11 protein-coding genes are annotated in these 15,717 nt (G+C 63.9%); 4 read left to right on the top strand and 7 right to left on the bottom strand.

The genetic code is table 11. The features are described from left to right. Nucleotides 1-35 precede the first annotated feature (35 nt). On the top strand, nt 36-593 hold the full coding sequence (locus OPU69_RS01515; RefSeq protein WP_060977521.1) for a LemA family protein: 558 nt from the start codon (nt 36-38) through the stop codon (nt 591-593). 66 nt (nt 594-659) lie between these two features. Beyond that, the gene (locus OPU69_RS01510) at nt 660-1,472 is read left to right on the top strand and encodes a formate/nitrite transporter family protein (RefSeq protein WP_498509040.1); all 813 of its coding nucleotides are present in this window, start codon (nt 660-662) and stop codon (nt 1,470-1,472) included. Between the two features lie 10 nt (nt 1,473-1,482). Here OPU69_RS01510 and OPU69_RS01505 read toward each other — a convergent pair whose 3' ends face one another. The 3 genes from OPU69_RS01505 to OPU69_RS01495 form a co-directional block, all read right to left on the bottom strand. Further along, entirely contained in the window at nt 1,483-2,253 is a 771-nt protein-coding gene (locus tag OPU69_RS01505; RefSeq protein WP_060977519.1) for a sulfite exporter TauE/SafE family protein, read from the bottom strand. A 37-nt stretch (nt 2,254-2,290) separates the two neighbouring features. Beyond that, a complete protein-coding gene (locus OPU69_RS01500; RefSeq protein ID WP_498509039.1) occupies nt 2,291-4,780 on the bottom strand; it encodes a TonB-dependent receptor in 2,490 nt (829 codons plus the stop codon). A 141-nt stretch (nt 4,781-4,921) separates the two neighbouring features. Then, the gene (locus tag OPU69_RS01495) at nt 4,922-5,083 is read right to left on the bottom strand and encodes a YezD family protein (protein ID WP_498509038.1); all 162 of its coding nucleotides are present in this window, start codon (nt 5,081-5,083) and stop codon (nt 4,922-4,924) included. 270 nt (nt 5,084-5,353) lie between these two features. On the opposite strand from OPU69_RS01495, the gene OPU69_RS01490 reads away from it, so the two are divergent. Beyond that, complete coding sequence (locus OPU69_RS01490) at nt 5,354-6,355, top strand: sensor histidine kinase (protein ID WP_498509036.1); 1,002 nt, start codon at nt 5,354-5,356, stop codon at nt 6,353-6,355. An 18-nt stretch (nt 6,356-6,373) separates the two neighbouring features. On the opposite strand, the gene OPU69_RS01485 is transcribed toward OPU69_RS01490, so the two are convergent. The 3 genes from OPU69_RS01485 to OPU69_RS01475 form a co-directional block, all read right to left on the bottom strand. Next, nucleotides 6,374-6,817 carry an RrF2 family transcriptional regulator gene (locus OPU69_RS01485; protein ID WP_066285059.1) on the bottom strand — a complete coding sequence of 148 codons (444 nt, stop codon included), beginning with the start codon at nt 6,815-6,817 and terminating at the stop codon, nt 6,374-6,376. A gap of 88 nt (nt 6,818-6,905) precedes the next feature. After that, nucleotides 6,906-9,425, bottom strand: coding sequence for a penicillin-binding protein 1A (locus OPU69_RS01480; protein WP_498509035.1), 2,520 nt, complete (start codon nt 9,423-9,425; stop codon nt 6,906-6,908). A 201-nt stretch (nt 9,426-9,626) separates the two neighbouring features. Beyond that, the gene (locus OPU69_RS01475; protein WP_498509034.1) at nt 9,627-10,838 is read right to left on the bottom strand and encodes an N-acetylmuramoyl-L-alanine amidase; all 1,212 of its coding nucleotides are present in this window, start codon (nt 10,836-10,838) and stop codon (nt 9,627-9,629) included. A 591-nt stretch (nt 10,839-11,429) separates the two neighbouring features. Here OPU69_RS01475 and OPU69_RS01470 point away from each other — a divergent pair. Continuing rightward, nucleotides 11,430-14,165, top strand: coding sequence for an Rne/Rng family ribonuclease (locus tag OPU69_RS01470; protein WP_498509033.1), 2,736 nt, complete (start codon nt 11,430-11,432; stop codon nt 14,163-14,165). Nucleotides 14,166-14,247: 82 nt separating this feature from the next. Here OPU69_RS01470 and OPU69_RS01465 read toward each other — a convergent pair whose 3' ends face one another. Beyond that, entirely contained in the window at nt 14,248-15,711 is a 1,464-nt protein-coding gene (locus OPU69_RS01465; protein ID WP_498509032.1) for a hypothetical protein, read from the bottom strand. Between the last annotated feature and the right edge of the window lie 6 nt (nt 15,712-15,717).

The raw sequence follows: 15,717 nt of genomic DNA, 5'->3' as shown, positions 1-15,717 counted from the left end.
ATGGTAATGCTAGGCCGTATATCGGGGGACTGTCTATGGAATGGATCATACTCGGCATCGTAGTCATCGTCCTGCTGGCGGTGGTCCTGATCTACAACCGGCTGGTGTCGCTCCGCGCCAATTGCCGCCAGGGCTGGGCCGATATCGATGCGGGGCTGCGCCAGCGGCACGACCTGATCCCCAATCTGGTGAGCACCGTCCAGGGCTATGCCGCGCACGAGAAAAGCGCGCTCGAAGCGGTGATCGCGGCCCGCGGCCGTGCGCTGGCCGCCCATGGCCCGGCCGAGGCGCAGGGCGCGGAAATGGCGCTGGGCGGTGCCTTGAAGAACCTGTTCGCACTGGCCGAGGCCTATCCCGACCTCAAGGCCAATACCAATTTCCAGACGCTGCAGCACGAACTGGCCGATGTCGAGGACAAGCTCGCCGCCGCGCGCCGCGCGTATAATGCCGCGAGCGCCGACTATAATGCGGGTATCGAATCCTTTCCTGCCGTGCTGTTCGCAGGGGCGCTGGGCTTCAAACCGCAGGGATTTTGGGAACTGGGCAGCGACGAGCGCGCCACGGTCGGCGCAGCGCCAAAGGTCAGCTTCTAGGCCGAAGGCAACGATCGCTCCCCCTGGCGCGTTGGACAGCGATACGCGCGTTCACACGGGGGGCACATGGCACGAAACAGCAGGCGCAAGACGACAGAGCCCGCGCTCGAGGACTTGGCGGACGTCACCACCGCGCTGATCTATCGCGCGATCAGCCGCTCGGGCCGCCACGAGCTTGCCCGCCCGTTTTCCGCCCTGTGGTGGTCGGGCGTCGGGGCCGGGCTGGCCATCAGCCTGTCGATCCTGTGCAAGGGCATTCTGACCGCCCTGCTCCCCGATACCGCATGGGCACCGGCGGTCACTAACCTGGGTTATTCGGTGGGATTTCTCGTCGTGATCATGGGCCGGATGCAGCTGTTCACCGAGAATACGGTGACCCCCATCCTGCCGCTGCTCGCCTACCCGTCGATTTCGCGGCTCAACCGGACAGCACGGCTATGGGGTATCGTGTTTGCCGCCAACATGACCGGATGCCTGATCGCGGCCATCCTGATGGTGCATGCCGGGATCATTCCGCCGCTCCAGATGTCGGGCGTGCTGAGCGTTTCGCGCCATTATGCCGAGGTCGCCCCGCTTGACCATATGCTCTGGGGCATGCCGGCCGGGTTCATGATCGCTTCGCTCGTGTGGATGCTGCCGCGAATCGAAAGCGCGGGCGAGGTGCTGATGATCATGCTGGTGACGTACATGATCGGCCTGGGCGGCTTCTCGCATGTGGTCGCCGGATCGACCGAGCTGTTCATCGTCATGCTCATGGGCGAGATCGGCCCGGTCCACGCCGTGTTCGGCGGCATCCTGCCTGCTCTGGTCGGCAATGTCATCGGCGGCACGGTGATCTTCGCGGCCCTGGCCTATGCACAGGTCCGCGAAGAGATCTGAGCCCGGCCGGTCAGCTGAGCGCCTTCCAGATGCTGTAAACGCTGGTGATGGTGAGCACCGTGCCGACCATGAACAGCAAAAGGCGCGGCCGCACATTCTTGGCGAGAATCGCGCCAAATGGCGCGGCCACCACCCCGCCGATGAGCAGACCGATCGTGGCCGTGGTGAAGGCCTCGAACCCCATGGTGAGGATGAAGGTGACCGAGATCGACACGGTGAGGAAGAATTCGGACGCGCTGACCGTGCCGATCGTCTTGCGCGGCTCGCCGCCCTGGATGAGCAGGTTGGAGGTGACGACCGGTCCCCATCCGCCGCCACCCGCAGCGTCGAGAAAGCCCCCGGCCGCACCCAGCGGCGCGACGATGCGCGGATCCTGGAACTTTGGCGTGGGAAAGCGCCAGGCCCGATAGAGCAGCACCAGCCCGATGCCGGTCAGATAGGCCATGACCAGCGGCCGGGCGACCCCCGCATCGACATTGGCAAGCACATAGGCGCCCAATATCCCGCCGCCGACCCCCGGAAGCACCAGCTTGGCAAACAGCCCCCAATCGATATTGCGGTGCCAGGCATGGCTGAGCCCCGACGCACCGGTCGTGAACACTTCGGCAAAATGCACCCCGGCCGAAGCCTGTGCCGGTGGCACGCCGAGCACCGAGACCAGCAGCGTGCTGGAGATGACGCCAAAGGCCATGCCCAGGGCGCCATCGACCATCTGCGCGGCAACGCCGACCAGGATATAGGGCCAGATATCGGCAGGGTTCAGTATTCCAAGGTCCGGCACGTGCGGTCCCTTCTGCTGGAGGAAGTTTCAATCACCCTCAAAACCGCGCCGAGACCGTGAGGCCAGCGGTGCGGGGATCGGGCATCTGAGCGGAAATGAGGCCGGTATTGCCGGGGGTAACGGCGAGCGATTCGAAATATTCCTCGTCAAAGGCATTGCGGGTCCACACGAAGAAATCGAACTTGTCGGTGCGGAATCCGGCGCGGAAATTGTGCAGCGAATAGGCATCGATATCGGTGTAGATCGACCGCGATGCGTTTGACGAGAATTTCGAGCGGAAGTTCGCATCATAGCCCGCATAGGCATTGCCATCGAGGCCGAACACCGTGGCCGGAACATTGTACTCCGCACCCCAGGAAAAGGCCCATTTGGACACGCCCGGCAGCCACTGGCCCGAGACATTGCAGTTGGCCGGGCTGAGCGCGCCGGGCGTTGCGGCCGGGCCCGGCACCTGCGTTCCCGTCACCGTGGTGCCGCCGGCCAGCTCCGGCGGGCACGGCGCATCGACGAAGCGCACGAATTCGGCATCGGTGAACGCCCCGCTGACATAGGCGGTGAAGCGATCCGAAGGCTGGACGCGGAAGTCCGCCTCGACCCCGCGGCTGCGCACCTTGTCGGCATTGGCGAGATACCCGCGCAGCACGTTGCTGCCGCTGATATTGCTGATGACGCTGGCCTGGAAATCCTGGATGTCGGTCCAGAAGGCGGCGAGATTGAGCGTCGCCTTGCGATCGAACAGCTTGGTCTTCAGGCCGATCTCGAAATGGTCGACCTTTTCGGGCTTGATTACCGCGACCTCAAGCGCCGCCGAACCGTCCGCGCGGCTGGGCACGCCGTTGAGGTTGACGCCGCCGGTCTTGAAAGAGCGCGCATAGGTCGCATAGGCGTTCACGGCATCGCTGATCTCATAGCCCAGATTGAGGTCGTACGAGAGGTTCCAGTCGCTGAAATCCACCTCGAAGAATTGTGATGCCTGCACCCCGCGCTGCGCGGCGATCCAGGGATCGTTGAAGAACGGGCTGGTCGGCACGTTGCTGACGATCTGGCGGGTGCCGTTCGAGGCATTGCCCGTCACGACCGAATCATACTGGCCGTCCTTCTTGTCGTAATTGATGCGGATGCCCGGAGAGATCGTGAAGGCATCGGTGACCTTCCAGTTCAATTTGCCGAACGCGGCGAGGCTGACATTGTCGAGCCGGATGTCATTATTCGCCACCACGCCGTTGAGCACGGCAGGATTGTTCGACAGCGCGCTGGTCAGGTTGAGCAGCCATGCGCTCGCTGCCGGGCCCTGTTCCTGGATGCCCTGGGTGCGGATTTCCTGATAGAACGCAAACGCGCCGACCACGAAGTTCAGCCGCTCCGCCTCATAGTTCAGGCGGAATTCCTGGGTATATTGCTTCTGCTGGGTGGGATTGTTGACCTTGAGGAAGATGGGCAGACCGGTAAAGTCGCGGTCATTGGCCGGGGTCCAGTCCCAATAGCGATAGGCGCTGACCGAGGTGATCGAAAATTTGTCGAGATCCCATTCGACCAGGGCCGATACGCCGCCATGTTCGTTGCGCGCGCGGATATTGGCGTCAAGATCGGTGACGCGATCGAACGGATCGGTGCTGGGCACCCGATAGCCCGGGAAGCGCGCAATCAGCGCGGCATATTGCCTGTTCGCCGCACGCTGGGTGGTGCCGACACGGGCATAGATCTGCGCGCAGCAGATCGGATCCTGGATATTGTAATCGCCCGACAGGGTGACCTTGAAGCTGTCGCTCGGCTGCCACAGCAGCGCGCCGCGAATGCCGAGATTGTCGAGGCTGTTGACGTTCTGGCCAGTCTTGACGTTGAGGATCGTGCCGCGCCGGTCGGTCGAGGACAAGCTGATCCGTGCCGCAATGGTGTTCGAGATCGGACCCGAAATCGTCGCCTTGGCCTGCTTGAAATCGTAATTGCCGACGCTCAGTTCCGCGCGGCCCTCGAAGGTGAAGCTCGGCGCGCGAGTGCGGATGTTGATCGCCCCTGCAGTCGTGTTCTTGCCATAGAGCGTGCCCTGCGGTCCGCGCAGCACCTCCACCTGTTCGATATCGACAAAGTCCAGCGTCGCCGAGGCGATGCGGTTGTAATAGACCTGGTCGATATAAATGCCGACGCCCTGTTCGAACCCGTCATTGGTGAGGCCGAACGGTGCACCGATGCCGCGGATATTGATGAATGTGTTGCGCGGATTGGTCGAATAGAATTGCAGCGCTGGCTGGATCTGGGTGAGCCGGTTGATGTTGAACAATCCTTGCGCATCCACCTGCGCCGCATCGATGACGGACAGCGCGATCGGCACGTCCTGAATATCCTCGTCGCGGCGGCGGGCGGTCACGATGATCACGTTGCCGCCCTGGTCATCTGCAGAGTCGGCCTGATCGACGGAATCGGCCTGCACGGCATCTCCATCGGTTTCGGCTGCCTGCGCCTGGAAAGGGATGGCAAGCGCGAAGGCCAGCGCCGCAAGCGATGCGCGCGCGGATACAGAAATGGACATTTGGAAAGACCCCCGGAATTGGAAGTGCTTCCGGATGTCCGGTCGGCACGCAGCGTGTTGGGCAACATGGAGAAACGCTCGAAAAATGCTGGTCCGGTCAGCCCGGTCCCGGCAGTCAGAGGGATAGCTTGGCGTGGAAGCTCAGCTGAAGCGCTGGCGTTCGGTCACGTCCATCTGCACCAGCTTGCCATCATGCACGGTCAGCACGATGGCACCGAAGCGCAGTCGGGAAATGGCATCGGAAATGGTCGAGATCGGCAGCGGCGCACGCAGTGCGGCGGTGTCGGACTTGGCAGGAGGCATCGGTTCACTCCTCGAGAAAATCTGGTGCGGACCGGCTGCATGCAGCATGGCCCACAAGAGAAAAGCTATTCTCTACCATTTCAGTTGGCAAGATAGATTTTCTTGCTCCCCTTGGGCGGACGACCAACCGCCTCGGGCAAGCGCCAGAGCGAAGAATTGCGCCATTTCTGGGCGAAATCGGCCACCCCATCGGCTTGCACCGCCAAAAATTGGCTTTTACAAGACGTTTTGCGGACGTTGGCATCCGCTATCCTGCTGACGAGAGTGACGATGAACCGGTTCGTAAAGGCAGGCACGCTGTTTCGTCGTGACTGGCGATTGGGCTATGGCCTCTCGATCGGCACTTTCGCTCTGGCACTGTTCAGCCGCTTCCACCTGCAGGGCACGCTCCCGCCTGGATTCCCCTATCTCACCTTTTTCCCCGCCGTGATCGTAACGACCTTTCTGGCCGGCTTGTGGCCAGGGGTCCTGTGTGCCGTGCTGTGCGGCCTTGCGGCGCTCTATTTCTTCATCCCCCCGGTCAACAGCTTCGTGATGGACGGGGCGAGCACGATCGCGATCGGCTTCTACATTTTCATCGTGACGGTCGACATTGCGCTGATCCATTTCATGCACCGCGCCGCCGATCGGCTGGAAGCCAAGAAGCAGGTCACCGAAGAGCTGTACGACCAGCAACGCACGATGTTTCAGGAACTGCAGCACCGTGTCGCCAACAACATGACCTTCGTCTCGGCGCTGCTGCAGCTGCAGAAGCGCAAGGTGGCGACCGATCCGGCCTCGGCCAGCTCGGCGCTCGACGAGGCGCAGAGCCGGATCGAGACGATGTCGCGCATCCACCGGCGCCTGTATGATCCGGCATCGGTCGATCTGCCGGTGGCAGAATATTTCCAGGAAATCTGCACCGACCTGCTGCAGGCGACGGGCGCGCGCAACATCGTGTGCCTGGTCGACATGCCGGCGGTGAAATTGGATATCGCCCGGCTGACGACGCTGTCGCTGCTCGTTACCGAGCTCGTCACCAACAGCCTCAAGCACGCCTTTGCCGACGATGGCGGCACGATCACGCTGAAGCTGGAACAGCTCGATCCGCAGCGGCTGGCACTGACCGTCAGCGACAATGGCCGCGGTGTGCCGCAGGGCGTCGACGTGACGGCGAGCAAGGGTCTGGGCACCCGGATCGTGCAATCGCTCGCCGCGCAGCTGGGCGGAGAGGTCAAGGGGCTGACCGGAATGCGCAAGGGCGCGGCCTGGCAGGTGGTGTTCGCCGCCTGAACCGGCCAGGGCGTGGTCTCAATCGACCATGGCCCCTTCGAATGCAGCCACCGGCGCGATCGGATCGGCAAGCGTAATCTCATCGAGGATCACCGCCGTCTCGTCGCGCACCTTGAGCATCAGCGCGCGCAGTCGGCACTCGTCCTCGGCCAGGCAGTTCTTGCACTTTTCATAGGCATAGCGGCTGGCACACGGCACCAGGGCCAAAGATCCGCTGGTGATGCGGACGATATCACCATAGCGGATATCTACCGGCGCCAGGCCCAGCGCATAGCCGCCATCCTTGCCGCGTTGTGAATGAACCAGCCCTGCCCGCGCCATTTCCGACAGGATCACGGTCAGGAATTTCGGCGGAATGTTCTGCGCAGAGGCAATCTCGTCCAGATGCACCAGCCCCTTGCCGTAATGATCGGCGAGGTGCTGCAAGGCACGGATGGTGTAGCGGACTTTCTGGCTGAGCATGGTCCAATGCCCGATACGCCTCCCAGCCCGATTTTTCAACCCGAACGGTAGAGTGAAACGCCCTGCGCGATGCGTTGCCATCGGCGCGTCAGTAGATGCCGCCCTGTTGCTGCAGGAATTCGCTGTCGCTGCGCGCCCGTGCTGCAGGACCCGTGCGCTTCTGCACCGCCTTGACCGCTGCGGCCATTTCTTCCGGGCGGATCGAACGGCGCGGTTCGGTTTCGGGCTTGAACGCCTCCCAGATCACCGCCGCCTTGGCCTCGTTGCCCGGCCAGGCGCCATAGACGCGGCGGCCCGAACGGCGATCGATACGCACCATGCGCGTGCCCGGCGGGGCGAGGAACTCGCTGACCGGAAGGCTGGGGAAGATTTCCTTGGCGAACTGCTTGAACACCGGCGCGGCGAGCCTGCCGCCCTGGGCATAGCCGCCCATGCTGCGCGGCTGGTCGAAGCCAAGATAGACGCCGGCCACGACATCGGGCGTGCCACCGACGAACCAGACATTGGTGGGGCCGCTGGTGGTGCCGGTCTTGCCGAACATCGGTCGCTTGAGGTCTGCCAGCGTCACCGCGGTTCCGCGCGTGATCACGCCTTCGAGCATGTGCACGACCTGATAGCTGGTGATCGGATCGAGGATCTGCCGCCCGCGCTGCGCGAAGCGCGGCATCGGCTTGCCATCCCATTTCGCCATGTTGCAGCGTTCGCAGACGCGCGGATCGGAACGGAAGATCACCTTGCCGCGCCGGTCCTGGACATAGTCGATCAGCGTCGGCTTGAGCTCGCGGCCATGGTTGACCAGCATCGAATAGGCGTTGGTGATCTTCATGACGGTGGTATCGCCCGCGCCCAGCGCGATCGAAAGATAGGGCTTGTAATCGCCGATACCGACGGCCTTGATCGTCTTGACCACATTGGCCATGCCCGCATCGCTCGCGGCGCGCACCGTCATCAGGTTGCGCGACTGCTCGAGACCCCAGCGCATCGTCTGCGGCCCGGCCCCGCGCGATCCGCCGAAATTGCGGAAGCACTTGTTGCCGAGGCTCGCCGACTGATAGACGCAGAAGGTGCCATCGACGATCTGCGTCGCAGGCGTCATCCCGTTGTCGAGCGCGGTCGCGTAGACGAAGGGCTTGATCGTGGAGCCCGGCTGGCGATCGGCCTGGGTGGCGCGGTTGAATGGGCTGATCTGCGAATCGAACCCGCCCTGCATCGCATAGACCCGGCCCGAGCGCGGGTTCTGCACCACCATGCCGCCCGAAATCTCGGGCACGTTGCGCAGCGCATAGGTGTCGCCCGACATCGGCGCGACCGCGATGATGTCACCCGGCTTCATCGAATCGAACGCAGTGCCGCCGACGCGCTTGCGCGGCATGGTGGCGGTCGAGCGCGGAAGCACGCCTTTGTCGCCATTGGCAAATCCGATTTCGGCGGCGCTCGCCGACTTGTCGATCACCACCGCGACGCGCCAGTTGTCGTAGTCGATGTCGATATAGGTCGATGCCAGGCGCGAGGCCCATTGATCGTCCATCTCGATCTTGTTGAGCGGGCCGCTCCAGCCGCTGCCGCGATCATAGCGCAGCAGCGCGTCGCGCAGCGCCTCGGTGGTCGCGCGCTGCATCGCGGGGTCGAGCGAGGTGCGCACCCACAGGCCGCCAGCATAGACGCTGTTGGGGCCGTCCTCGCGCTTCTCGCCGAATTTCTCGACGAGCTGGCGGCGGACTTCCTCGACGAAATAGCCGCCGACCTTGTCGAAATTGTCGCCGGTGCGCGGGATGGTGCCAAGCGGTTCGGACTGCGCGGCGAGCATCTGCGCTCGCGTGATCCAGCCGTTGGACTGCATCGCGCCGAGCGCCCAGTTGCGGCGTTCGAGCGCGCGTTCCATGTGCACTTCGGGCCGGTAATTGGACGGTGCCTTGGGCAGAATCGCCAGATACGCCGCCTCGTGCAGCTTCAGATCGGCGACATCCTTGCCGAAATAGGCCCGCGCCGCTGCCTGCACGCCATAGGCGTTACGGCCGAGATAGATCTCGTTGAGATAGAGTTCGAGGATTTCCTGCTTGGTCAGCACGTCCTCGATGCGATAGGCGAGGATCGCCTCGCGGATCTTGCGGGTGATCGAATATTCGTCGCCCAGCAGCAGGTTCTTGGCAACCTGCTGGGTGATGGTGGAACCGCCGCGCGCGCGCTGTCCCGAACCCAGCTTGGTGACATAATCGAACACTGCCGAGGCGAGCCCCGGATAATCGAGGCCGTTGTGCGAGAAGAAATTCTTGTCTTCGGCAGACAGGAACGCGCGGATCAGCGGCAGCGGATAATCCTTGTACTGCAACTGCACGCGGCGCTCGCGCGCATAGCTGTTGACGATCTCGCCATCGACGCCGCGCACCATGGTGGGAAGGTCCGGTTCGTAATCGACCAGGGTATCCGCCGAAGGCAGATCGCGCGCGAAGATAACCCAGATCAGGAAAACGCCCAGCAGTGCCAGACCCAGCAGATACGCCGCCCAGCGCACCCAGCGCTTCTGCCACGCATCGCGCAGGGCCACCATCGCGCCCTCGCCGTCACGCCGCATGCTATAGGCGGAACCGCCGCTTTCACCCTCGCTCATGCCCGCGCGACTAGCACAGGATTCCTGAACAAGGCCAGAGCGGATTGGCGAGGGTTGCGACAGTTGACATGGACCGCTTGCGCCTAACCCGCCCTTCCCGTCACCCCCGTGCAGGCGGGGGTCCCGCTGCTGACGCAGAGGGTTGAAGACGAAGCGGGATTCCCGCTTTCGCGGGAATGACGATATAGCTGCGGCGAGGATTTACCGCGAAGCGAGCTTGCGTGCGAAGAACACGGTGACCGCCTGACTCACCGATTCCGCGATACGCTTGCGATAGCTGGGGGAATTGAGCAGCGCGATGTCCTCCTCGTTGCTGACATAGCCTGTCTCGAGCAGGACCGACGGCACATCGGGGGCTTTCAGCACCATCAGCGAGGCGAAACGGTGGGAATCGGTGCGAAAGTTCATCTTCGCCTCGCCTTCGCGCCGCAGCAGCCGCGCGAAATCGGCAGAGAGGTTCATCGTCTCGCGCTGGGTCAGGTCGATCAGGATCGACGATACGTCCGACGGCGCATCGGCGAGATTCACGCCGTTCAGGATGTCGGCCTTGTTCTCGCGCGCGGCGAGCCGGGCTGCCTCGCGATCCGAGGCGACCTCGGACAGCGTGTAGATGGTCGCGCCGCGCGCGGTCTGCGAGGCGGCGGCATCGGCATGGACCGAGATGAACAGATCCGCGCCGAGGCGGCGAGCGATGCCATAGCGCTCCTGCAGCACCAGGAAGGTGTCGCTGTCGCGGGTCAGCGCAACGCGCACGCGTCCCGTCTTGAGCAGCTCGTCGCGGATGGCGCGGGCGACCTGCAATGTGACCTTGCTTTCGCGCGTTCCGTCATGCGGGCTGATCGCGCCCGGATCGTGGCCGCCATGCCCCGCATCGATCACCACCAGCGGGCGGCTGTCATCCTTGGGCCCTTCGATCCTGGGCAGCGGCGGCGCCTTGCTCGGCTTGGGCAGCGGAATGCGCACGCTGTAGCGGCGCTGCGGCGGTTCCGCGCGGAAATTGGCTGGCGGCACGAACGACTGGCGCGGGGCATTGAGAACGCCAACAAGCTCGGACGATCCCAGCTCCTTGACCGACAGGGTCAGGCTCCGGCCATCTTCGGAGAAAGTCCCTGCGCTCACCATCGCCGGCCGGTCGAGATCGAGCACGATCCGCGCGGTATCGCTGTCGAACTGGGCCACGCGGACGTTGCGGAACAGGCCCTGCTGGGTCAGCGCATTGGCGCGCGCGGTTGCGCCCTTGATGTCGATCGCGATGCGGTCGGGGCCGCTCAGCACGAAGCTACTGGCGCTTTCTATCGGATCGTTGAAGTGCAGCACCACCTGGTTGGCGCGGATTTCGACATTGGAAACCTCGCCCGCCTGAACGGGCATGGTGCATGCCATCGACGCGCAGATGGAGGTCAGCCACAGCATGGCCCTGTTATGCCTCCGGCGCGAATGTCCGGTCCAGTGCAATTTCATGATTCCCGGATTCCTGCCTGATCGCTTGATGAAGGCAGGATTAGGGTTAAGCGGGAAAAACCCTGTGAAACGACCTGGTTAACAGGAATTTCAGCATGAATCGGCAAGACTGGGCGCGGGCAACATACGCTATTGCGCCGTGTCCCTGTTCAATAACGGCCGGGCGTCCGTGCGGTTGAGCTTTTTGTTGCTGTATTGCGTGGGCGATGCTAGCAAAGCCTTGCGGCTCATTGGCTTGACGGCCATCGCCCGCACTCACTGACAGCATTGCGGCCTCGATTGCCGCGGATGCCGTATCACCAGGTTGACGCTTTATGGGTTTGAATACCGCCTTTTCCGCCACCCCGCTTCCGAGCGGTTGGCTGCGGAAAAGCGACGCGGCCAGTGCGCTTGACGCCCTGCAAACCCGTTCAGCAGACACAATCCTTATCGAACAAACCCGTTTGCGCACCGCCCCCCTGATCGGGAGCGGCAGCGCCATAACAGACAGAAGCGCAGCGACCCGGCCGGTTCCGCCCGGTGCGCGCGCACGGAGAATATTGAATGACAACGCGCATGTTGATCGATGCGCGCCACCAGGAAGAAACCCGGGTGGCGGTGCTCAAGGGAAACCGGATTGAGGAATTCGACTTTGAATCTGCCGAACACAAGCAGATCAAGGGCAATATCTATCTCGCCAAGGTTACTCGCGTAGAACCCTCGCTGCAGGCGGCTTTCGTCGATTATGGCGGCAACCGGCACGGCTTTCTCGCCTTCTCGGAAATCCATCCCGACTATTACCAGATCCCGCGCGAGGACAAGATCGCGCTGCTTGCCGAAGAGGCTCGCCACGCGCGCGAGGAGGCCGAAGCCCTCGCCGCCGAGGAAGAGGAAGATGACGCCGCCGGCCGCGGTGGCGAAGAAGGCAGCTATGACGACGGATTGTCGGACGAGGGTCTGATCGAGACCGACGAAGAGCCGATCCGTGCCGAGACGCTTTCGGGCGACAATGACGGCGATTCCGACAGCGACGAAGGCGAGAGCGAAAGCGAAGCCGAAGAATCGCGCGAGAATAACGGCAATGGCCGCAATGGCGGTCGTCGTCGTCGTCGCGATGGCCGTGGCGGCAAGGCCAAGGCCAGCGACGAGGCGCGCACCAGCCGCATGGCGCTGCGCCGCCGCTACAAGATCCAGGACGTCATCCAGCGTCGCCAGGTCATGCTGGTGCAGGTCGTCAAGGAAGAGCGCGGCAACAAGGGTGCGGCGCTAACCACCTATCTCTCGCTCGCGGGCCGTTATTGCGTGCTCATGCCCAACAGCGCGCATGGCGGCGGCATCAGCCGCAAGATCAGCAACGCTTCGGACCGCAAGCGGCTGAAGTCGATCATCGCCGAGATGAAGCTGCCCGCGACCATGGGCTGCATCGTGCGCACCGCCGGCCTTTCGCGCACCAAGCCCGAGATCAAGCGCGACTTCGACTATCTCGCCCGCCTCTGGGACGAGATCCGCGAAAAGACGCTCAAGGCCTCCGCGCCTGCGATCATCCATTCGGACAGCGACCTCATCAAGCGCGCGATCCGCGACATCTACAATCGCGACATTGAGGAAGTGCTGGTCGAGGGCGAAGCCGGATACCGCGCCGCCAAGGACTTCATGAAGCTGCTGATGCCCAGCCATGCGCGCCGGGTGAAGAGCTATTCGGACCCGGTGCCGCTGTTCCAGCGTTATGGCACCGAAGACCAGCTTTCGGCGATGTACGAACCGGTGGTGCAGCTCAAGTCGGGTGGTTACCTGGTCATCAACCCGACCGAGGCTCTGGTATCGATCGACATCAACTCCGGCCGCTCCACCAAGGAGCACGGGATCGAGGCGACTGCGCTCAACACCAACCTGGAAGCGGCGCGCGAGATCGCCCGGCAGCTGCGTCTGCGCGACATGGCGGGCCTGGTCGTCATCGATTTCATCGACATGGAATACGGCTCGAACATCCGCAAGGTCGAGAAGGCCATGCGCGATGCGCTGAAGAGCGACCGCGCGCGCATTCAGGTCGGCCGCATCTCGGGCTTCGGCCTGATGGAAATGAGCCGCCAGCGTCTGCGCACCGGCGTGCTCGAGGCATCGACCCGCACCTGCCCGCATTGCGACGGCACGGGCCTTGTCCGCACCGCATCGTCGGCGGGCCTGTCGGCGCTGCGCCTGCTGGAGGAAGAGGCCGCACGCGGCCATGGCAGCATCATCACGCTGCGCACCAGCCAGGAAGCGTCGATCTACGTCCTCAACAACAAGCGCCGCGACATTGCCGAGATCGAGGAGCGCTTCGGCGTGCGCATTGAAATTCTGCCCAATGGGGAGAATGAAGGCGCGAAGATGGAAGTGACCGCGAGCGGCCCGCGTCCGGAAAAGGTCGTCACCTTCCAGCCGATCATCGACGATGACGACGACGATATTGAAGACGAAATCGACGAGATCGAGGAAGAGGAAGAGGTCAGCGAGAAGCGCGGCGGCCGCGGAAACCGTGGCGATCGTGCGGATCGCGGCGAGCGCGGCGAGCGCCCCGCCGAGCAGCGCAGCAGCGAGGAAGGCGAAGGCGGTGGCCGTTCCAAGCGTCGCCGTCGGCGCCGCGGCAAGCGCGGACGGCGCGATGGCGATCTCCCCCAGGGCGAAATCGGTAGCGAGGCGCAGATCGATAACGGCGAAGAGGTCGCGGAACCGGTCGCATCGGCTGACGCCGAAGCCCCGGCCGAAGCCGAGGCGACTGAAGCCGGCGAAACCACCGAGGATGGTGGCGAGGCCAAGCCGAAGCGTGCCCGCCGTGGTCGCCGTGGCGGTCGCAACCGCAAGACTGGCGAGGCTGGCGAAGACAGCGTCGAAACCGCTGGCGACGACGCTGCGGCAGAAGCGCCTGCCGAGCCGGTGAGCGAGGAAGAAGCAGCGCCTGCCGAAGCACCCGCAGCGCCTGAGCCCGAGCCGGTGGCCGAAAAGCCCAAGCGCAAGCGCGCTTCGCGGGCAAAGAAGCCGGTCGTCGAGGCAGAGGCAGAGGCACCTGCCGAAGCGCCCGCTGCCGAGGCTGAGCCTGCTGCGGAAGCCGAACCTGTCGCCAAGCCCAAGGCCAAGCGCGCGCCGCGCAAGAAGGCAGCGCCGAAGGCCGAAGCCGCCGAAACGGTTGCAGCCGAACCTGCGCCCGAGCCGGTGGCCGAGGCAGAACCTGCCGCAGCCGATACGGCCAAGGCCGCCGAAGCACCCGCCGAAAGCACCGAACCGCCGCGTCGCGGCTGGTGGCAGCGCACTTTCGGCAATTAAAGGGTTTTAAGTCGCAACAAAAAGGGGTGCCCCGCCAGACCGGCAGGGCACCCCTTTTTCGTGCTGGTCGGGCGGGCCGGGCTCAATCAGCCGCGAGCGCCGCCTCGAACGCGTCGCCAATCGCCGCCATATCGGAATCGAGCTGCGCTTCGGCCGCGTCTCCCAGTGCCACCAACGCCACCATCTGCGGCATTGAAATGCCGATGCGCAATGTGCCGCGCACCTTGCCCATCATGTCCGGCCCCTGGAAGCGCGCGCATTTGACCGGCTGGCCCAGCCGCACGCCCGACTGCATCATCCTCAGCTGGATCGCGGTCGCACCGTCGAAATCGATCGCACGCCCCTCCCCGCTCAGATCGACGGTCGTCAGCGTGCGCATCTCGATGGGATGTGCCCCTGCGGATTCGCGATCGGCAAAGGGATAGGGCGTCACGCGCGTGCCGCCGATCCGATCGACGAGCGCCAGCGAGGCGCAGCGGAACTGTTCGACCACCCGTGCGATCGTATGAAAATCGAGCGCCTGGAATCGCTCCAGCTCGAACAAGGCTGCCGCCAGCCGCACCGTCAGCCCGGCATTGCCGCTCATCGGAAGCTTTTCCGCCCCTGCCCAGCTATCGGGAAGCTCCGCGCGGCGGAAGATCGTGGCCATGCCCTCGCCCAGCGGCGCGATCCGCTGCGCCGTCGCGCGCGGCACCAGCGCAAAGCCGGCAAAGGGCGGACCACCCATGAACTTGGAACCGGTGAGCAGCACCACCGCGCCGCGCATCAGATAGGCGCTGATCGCGGGACTCGTGATCCGCGCCTGGCAGGCATCGACGACAAAGCCGATCGAGTCGCCGAATTGCGTGATGAGCGCATCGATATCGTCGAGATGCGGCAGGATGAGCCCGGTTTTCGATCCATGCACCACATGCAGCAGCGGAAACTTGCCCGCGATCAGCGCGCGTTCGATCTCGCTGCGCATCGCAGCCACAATCACCGCGCTGTCGAACGCCTCGCCGAAACCGTTGCGCACCGACACTTCGGAAAGCGACACGGGCGTGAGGCCAGCGACCGGCTGTCCCTTGCTCGTCGGGACGCCCAGTGCCGTCTGGCCTGCGAAATACTGGCCTGCCGCGCTCAGGATGCAGCCGCTGCCCACTTCGTCGGCGCCCAGCAAGACGTTGTGGATGCCCTGCGACGCGCGGCCGGCAAAGGCCTGGAGCGCGATATATTCGAGGTCCGTGCCCGAGGCGGAGAACGCGATATCCGTCCCCTTGGGCAGGCCATAGGCGACCGCGATGCGATCGCGCAGGACAGAAAGGTGTCCGGCGTAATCGGTGCCCACCATGTCCGCGTTCAGCCCATGATCAGCCACGAAATCGCACAGATGGTCGAAGGCGGGCTGCGAGATATCGTTCGCGGTCGACGACGCATAGGTCACCGTCTGACGCGGGAAGGGAGAACTGAAATATTTGTTGGTGCCATCGGCATGCGCCGGGACGATTCGCTCGTCTCCGCCGATCGTGAGCAGATGGCTGACCGTCTTGTGCAATTCCTGTTGCATCAAACT

The sequence above is a fragment of the Blastomonas sp. 34TW genome, assembly GCF_059803595.1.
Note: the sequence above shows the minus strand (reverse complement) of the source record. Positions and strands in the feature narration are given on the sequence as shown.

What these genes read in the sequence shown, in the direction of transcription:
- OPU69_RS01475 (WP_498509034.1), bottom strand. Translation starts at nt 10,838, where the DNA reads ATGCTGTGGCTGACCTCCATCTGCGCGTCGATGGCATGCACCATGCCC.
- OPU69_RS01485 (WP_066285059.1), bottom strand. Translation starts at nt 6,817, where the DNA reads ATGCTCAGCCAGAAAGTCCGCTACACCATCCGTGCCTTGCAGCACCTC.
- OPU69_RS01470 (WP_498509033.1), top strand. Translation starts at nt 11,430, where the DNA reads ATGACAACGCGCATGTTGATCGATGCGCGCCACCAGGAAGAAACCCGG.
- OPU69_RS01465 (WP_498509032.1), bottom strand. Translation starts at nt 15,711, where the DNA reads ATGCAACAGGAATTGCACAAGACGGTCAGCCATCTGCTCACGATCGGC.
- OPU69_RS01500 (WP_498509039.1), bottom strand. Translation starts at nt 4,780, where the DNA reads ATGTCCATTTCTGTATCCGCGCGCGCATCGCTTGCGGCGCTGGCCTTC.
- OPU69_RS01495 (WP_498509038.1), bottom strand. Translation starts at nt 5,083, where the DNA reads ATGCCTCCTGCCAAGTCCGACACCGCCGCACTGCGTGCGCCGCTGCCG.
- OPU69_RS01515 (WP_060977521.1), top strand. Translation starts at nt 36, where the DNA reads ATGGAATGGATCATACTCGGCATCGTAGTCATCGTCCTGCTGGCGGTG.
- OPU69_RS01480 (WP_498509035.1), bottom strand. Translation starts at nt 9,425, where the DNA reads ATGAGCGAGGGTGAAAGCGGCGGTTCCGCCTATAGCATGCGGCGTGAC.
- OPU69_RS01490 (WP_498509036.1), top strand. Translation starts at nt 5,354, where the DNA reads ATGAACCGGTTCGTAAAGGCAGGCACGCTGTTTCGTCGTGACTGGCGA.
- OPU69_RS01510 (WP_498509040.1), top strand. Translation starts at nt 660, where the DNA reads ATGGCACGAAACAGCAGGCGCAAGACGACAGAGCCCGCGCTCGAGGAC.